The sequence below is a fragment of the Mesorhizobium sp. M7A.F.Ca.CA.004.04.2.1 genome (assembly GCF_004022825.1).
Classification (GTDB): domain Bacteria; phylum Pseudomonadota; class Alphaproteobacteria; order Rhizobiales; family Rhizobiaceae; genus Mesorhizobium.
Genome location: NZ_RZPH01000385.1, coordinates 1 through 5,187, shown reverse-complemented (window position 1 = coordinate 5,187; position 5,187 = coordinate 1). Strand labels below are relative to the sequence as shown.

Here is a 5,187-nt window from a genome sequence, read left to right as displayed (position 1 = left end):
TCTCAGCACAATCATCATCGGCGTCCTGCTCGACCGGCAGCATCGCAGGCGGGAGCTCTTGATGTCCCACATGACCTTCCGGGCCCTGGTTCGCGAACTGCCGGATTGCCTGAACATAAAAGATGTCGACGGCCGCTTCATCGCCGCCAACCCCGCCACCGCCGAAATGGTTCGCGCCGCTTCGGTCGACGATCTGATCGGCAAGACGGATTTCGATTTCTACCCCAGGGAGGTGGCCGAGCGCTTCCGGCAGGATGAGATGGGCGCGCTGGAGGCCGGGCAGACGTTGCGGATCGACCAGCCCGCGCTTTTCCCGGATGGCCGGCAAGGTTGGCTCTACACGCTCAAGGCCCCTTTCCGCGACGAGGCCGGCAAGATCGTCGGCGTCATCACCTACAATCGCGACATCACCGAGCAGAAGCGCACCGCGCAGCTCAAGAATGATTTCATTTCCACGGTCAGCCACGAATTGCGGACCCCGCTGACCTCCATCCGCGGCTCGCTTGGCCTGATTGCGGCCGGTGTGGCCGGCGAACTGCCGCCCAAGGCCGCCAATCTCGTCAACATCGCGCACACCAATAGCGAAAGGCTGGTTCTTCTCATCAACGACATTCTGGATATGGAGAAGATCGAATCGGGCGTGATCACCTTCAAGATCAAGCAGATGCCTGTCCGTCAGGTCCTGGAGCAGGCCATTGCCGCCAGCTCCAACTACATGGCTGACAGCCGGATCAGGATCGTTCTGATCGACGATGCGCCGCGCGCCGAGGCCAACATCGATCCGGATCGCCTGCATCAGGTGATGGCGAACCTCCTGTCGAATGCGATCAAGTTCTCGCATGCCGACGGTACTGTCACAGTGAAATTCCAGCGTCATGACCACGACATGCTGCGGATTTCCGTGATGGACCAGGGCGCTGGCATCCCGGAGGCTTTCCGCAGCCGTATATTCGGAAAGTTCGAGCAGGCCGACGCCTCCAGCACCCGTAAGATAGGCGGCACCGGCCTAGGCTTGAGCATCGTCAAGGCCATTACCGAAAAACTGGGCGGAGCCGTTTCCTTCGAAACCGAGGAAGGCAAGGGAACCTCGTTCCACGTGGACCTTGCAGAAGTACGCAGGCACCAACCAAGGCCGTATCCGCCACCGCACCTGAAACGAAAGCCCGATGGCCGCCTACGGGTTCTGATCTGTGAAGACGAGACCGACGTCGCCGCAGTAATTGCGGCACTCTTGGATGCGGAAGGCTTTTCCAGCGACGTCGCACCCGATATCGCCACCGCAAAGGCGCTTCTGCGGTCCCGCGAATACGTGGCCTTGACCCTCGACATCAAGCTCGCGGGGGAATCCGGCATCAAGCTCTTCCACGACATTAGGGCATCGCCGGTGAATTCCGACATTTCGGTCATCGTCATCTCCGCCGTTGCCGATGAGGCCAGGCGCTCGCTCAACGGCAGCGCCGTCGGTATCGTCGACTGGCTGGAGAAGCCGGTGGATTCAAAGCGGCTTCACGCCGCCCTTGCCAAGATCCTTGCTGGCAGGACCGAGCAGAGGCCGAAGATTCTCCATGTCGAGGACGATGAGGGCGTGCTTGCGGTGATGTCGGAGGGGTTGGGTTCGGGTGTCTCGATTACTTCGGCGAAGACGCTCAAGGACGCCCGGGAGGCGATCGCGCAGCATCTCTTCGACCTGGTTATCCTGGATATTGCACTCCCCGATGGCTCGGGGTTGGACCTGCTGGTCGATCTGCCGCTCGAGACCGGGGTCATCGTGTTTTCGGCGGCGGAGCTCGACCAGAAACTCGGTGATCGGGTTCAGGCCATCATGACCAAGACCAGGGCGTCGGAAATCGATGTGGCAAAGCTGGTCAGGAGCATGTTGGTTTCGCCCCGCACTCAACCTGCCGCGCACGCCGAGGAGTGACGCTCATGCCCGCAAGGATTCTCTATGTGGATGACGAGGACGATATCCGCGAAATCGCCCAGATGTCGCTGGAGCTCGAGCCGGAATTCGAGGTGCGGTCCTGCCCGTCCGGCATGCAGGCGCTGGTCGATGCCGCCGAATGGCGGCCCGATCTCATTCTGCTCGACGTAATGATGCCGGATATGGATGGACCGGAGACGCTGAGGCGCTTGGCCCAGTCTGGGCCGACGGCTTCGATACCCGTGGTGTTCATCACCGCGCGCACCCAGACGCATGAAGTCGAACGCTATCTGGCGATGGGGGCGGTAGGGGTGATCGCCAAACCATTCGACCCGCTTGCGCTTGCCGGTGAAGTCAAAAGATTGCTTCTATCGCGCGCCTGATCCGACGTTTGGCGTGGGCACCGAGCGCAGTCTGGCTGCAGACTGTGCGACGCCGTTCACGGCTCCTATACCATGTCGCCTTATTCATCTACTGATTGTGCCGAGGTGCAGGCGTAGCGAATCAGGTTGTCTATAATCGCGCAGCATCGGCGGAGCTCGGCGAGAGATTGAGAAGAATGTCTCTGTCTGCATGAACCGCGTTGGCGGATGTCGGTTCATGGATCAATCACTCCGGGGGGCAAGCGGCAAAACGAGGCGCGAACCGGAGCAAGGCTGATGAACGGAGCGAAGGCAAGAGTTCTGATTTGCGATGACGATCCCCTCTTGCTCGAACTGATGGAATTCAGGCTCAGGGCAAAGGGATACGAGGTCATCAAGGCCATAGACGGGGCGGAAGCGCTCTTGAAGGCGGAGCATGAGGCGCCGGACATCATCGTGCTCGATGCGATGATGCCCAAGGCCGACGGCCTGGAGGTTCTTGCCCGCATCAAGAGCGACCCGGCTTTGTCGGAAATCCCGGTTGTCATGCTGACCGCCCGCAAGGGCGAAAGGGACATCGTCTCGGCCCTTGAGAAGGGGGCCGACGACTACCTTGTGAAACCCTTCATTCCCGAGGAGCTGCTGGCCCGGCTTGCGCGCCTGCTGGCGCGCAAGAGCGGGAAACGCTGATGTGGCGCGGCCGGCGCGCCGTCATTGCGGCATGCGTTTTCCTGGCGGTTGAAACGGCGCCTGCCGCCGCGCTGGCCCAGGCGGTCGACGAACTGTACGCCTCCGGCGTCAAGGCCAGGCAAGCCCAGCATTTCGACGAATCGGCGAAGCTGCTGCGGCGTGCGCTGGCGCTCAAGCCCGACAATGCCGATGCCCTGGTGCAACTTGGCTTCGCCGAGCTTGGCCGCAACAATCTGCCGGCCGCGCGTGAAGCCTTTTCCAGGGCGCTTGCGCTTGCGCCGACCTATCTGGATGCCAGCTTCGGCATCGCTCAGGTCGAGTTCCGCTCCGGCAATCTGGACGCCGCGCTGCAACTGGCAGAAGAGGTGTCGCGTGCCGAGCGGGGCAATGCCGACGCGGCGACGCTTGTCGCCAACATCCGCAAGGCCCAGCAGGCCGACAGCAGCAAGCAGAAGCCTGCGACCGCGAGGAAGAAGCTGCGCCCGCCGCGGCCGGATCCTGTCGCCGGCCTGATGGAGAAGGGCCAGAGATTGCGGGCGGCGGGACAATTGCCCGAGGCGGAGAACGCCTATTGCCGCGCGCTCGGGCTGGCGCCTAAAAACACCGACATCCTGGTCGCCATGGGTCTCGTGGCGGGCTCCCAACAGAAATTCGACGAGGCCGGGCATTTCTTCGACCAGGCGCTGGCCATCAAGCCCGGCCTTCTCGACGCCCGCCTCGGCAAGGTCCGGCTGGCGATCTGGCAGGGCGACGTGCCGCGCGCCCGCGCGATGATCGATGATGTGCTTGGCACCGCGCCAGGCAACGCCGAGGCGATCGCCCTCGACGCACGGATTTCTTTGCTCGAGCGGGATTACACGCGGGCCGAGCAGTCGTTTCAGCGGGTGCTGGCGATTGATCCGCGCAATGCCGAAGCGCTGGTGGGAATCGGCGATGTGCGCCGCGCCCGTGGCGACGACGACGCCGCGCGCGATGCCTACCGGCAGGCGCTTGCCCTCGAACCCGGCTCGCGCGACATCGAGCAGAGACTGGCCGCACCACCGCCGCGCAAATGGCGGCTCGATATCGGTAGCGAAGTGAGCGACCTCACCGATGGACTTGGTGATTGGACAGACAGTTCGACCGGCCTTGCCTATCGGCTCACCCCGCAGACGACCATTTCGGGCCACACCCGGATGGCGACTCGCTACGGTCGCACCGATGTTCAGATCGACGGCCGCATCGACCAGGCCTTTTCGGCCACGGTTTCGGCCTATGTGCTGGCAGCGGCGACGCCGGATGCCGACTTCCTGGCACGATATTCGGTCGGGGCCGGCGCTTCGTGGCGGATCATGGCGCCCGCGAAAGCGCTCGGTCCGTTCTCGCTCAACATCGATGCTCGCTATGACAATTTCGCCACCGCCGAGGTCACCACAATCTCGCCTTGGGTGCAGGTCTATGTCCTGGACGGCCGGCTGGGGCTTTCGGCACGTTGGGTCCACGCAGCCGACGACATCGGCACGCGCGCCGATGGTTATGTCCTGCGAGCCGATGTTGCAGTTATCCCGAGCGTCAATGTGTTTGGTGGCTATGCGGATGCCCCCGAGATCTCCGACGGCTCGCTGGTGCCGACGCGTACCATCTTTGCCGGCATCTCCTGGGACGTTACCGATCCGCTGACGCTGCGCGGCAGCCTCGCCCATGAGCAGCGCCCGACATTCGACCGAACCACATTCGGGCTCGGCCTAACCGCGCGGTTCTGATCATGTTGTACATCTGGCACCTATCCATCCTGCTCAGTGCCCTTTCCCTGGCGATCATGCTTCTGCTGATCGTGCGTCGGGTATTGCAGGAGCGCCGGGGGACGGCGGGCGCCGATCAGCGGCGCCTTCTTCTGACGGCGCTGATCGCCTTCACCGAAAATCGGGATCGCGAGGCATTGAAGACGGCGCTGCTTGCGGTACCGGCGAGGGTGGCGATCGATGCCGGCTTCGAGTTTATTTCGCTGTTGCGTGGCGAGGAGCACGACGAGCTCCTTTCAGCCTTCAATGAATGTGGCCTGCCGACCCTTGTCGGCACCCAGCTTGAAAAAGGCAACGGCGCCGAACGCGTCCACGCGGCCGAGATGCTGGCGGCGCTGCGTTCGGAAAACGCGGTGGCAAACCTGCTTTCGGCGCTCGATCGTGACCGCTCGCGCGAAGTCAGGATCGCCGTCGCCATCGCGCTGTGTGATAT

4 protein-coding genes and 1 pseudogene are annotated in these 5,187 nt (G+C 62.9%); all 5 read left to right on the top strand.

The window, feature by feature from the left end:
- On the top strand, positions 1-1,921 hold a 1,921-nt coding region (locus tag EN893_RS17945), incomplete at its 5' end, for a response regulator (RefSeq protein WP_245490857.1).
- A gap of 5 nt (positions 1,922-1,926) precedes the next feature.
- The gene (locus EN893_RS17940) at positions 1,927-2,304 is read left to right on the top strand and encodes a response regulator (RefSeq protein ID WP_127270165.1); all 378 of its coding nucleotides are present in this window, start codon (positions 1,927-1,929) and stop codon (positions 2,302-2,304) included.
- 276 nt (positions 2,305-2,580) lie between these two features.
- On the top strand, positions 2,581-2,973 hold the full coding sequence (locus EN893_RS17935) for a response regulator (protein ID WP_127270163.1): 393 nt from the start codon (positions 2,581-2,583) through the stop codon (positions 2,971-2,973).
- Entirely contained in the window at positions 2,973-4,715 is a 1,743-nt protein-coding gene (locus tag EN893_RS17930) for a YaiO family outer membrane beta-barrel protein (protein ID WP_127270467.1), read from the top strand. Before EN893_RS17935 ends, EN893_RS17930 begins: the two co-directional genes overlap by 1 nt.
- Positions 4,716-4,717: 2 nt before the next feature.
- Positions 4,718-5,187 (top strand): annotated as a pseudogene (locus tag EN893_RS17925) (HEAT repeat domain-containing protein); the annotation flags it as partial.

What these genes read in the sequence shown, in the direction of transcription:
- EN893_RS17940 (WP_127270165.1), top strand. Translation starts at nt 1,927, where the DNA reads ATGCCCGCAAGGATTCTCTATGTGGATGACGAGGACGATATCCGCGAA.
- EN893_RS17935 (WP_127270163.1), top strand. Translation starts at nt 2,581, where the DNA reads ATGAACGGAGCGAAGGCAAGAGTTCTGATTTGCGATGACGATCCCCTC.
- EN893_RS17930 (WP_127270467.1), top strand. Translation starts at nt 2,973, where the DNA reads ATGTGGCGCGGCCGGCGCGCCGTCATTGCGGCATGCGTTTTCCTGGCG.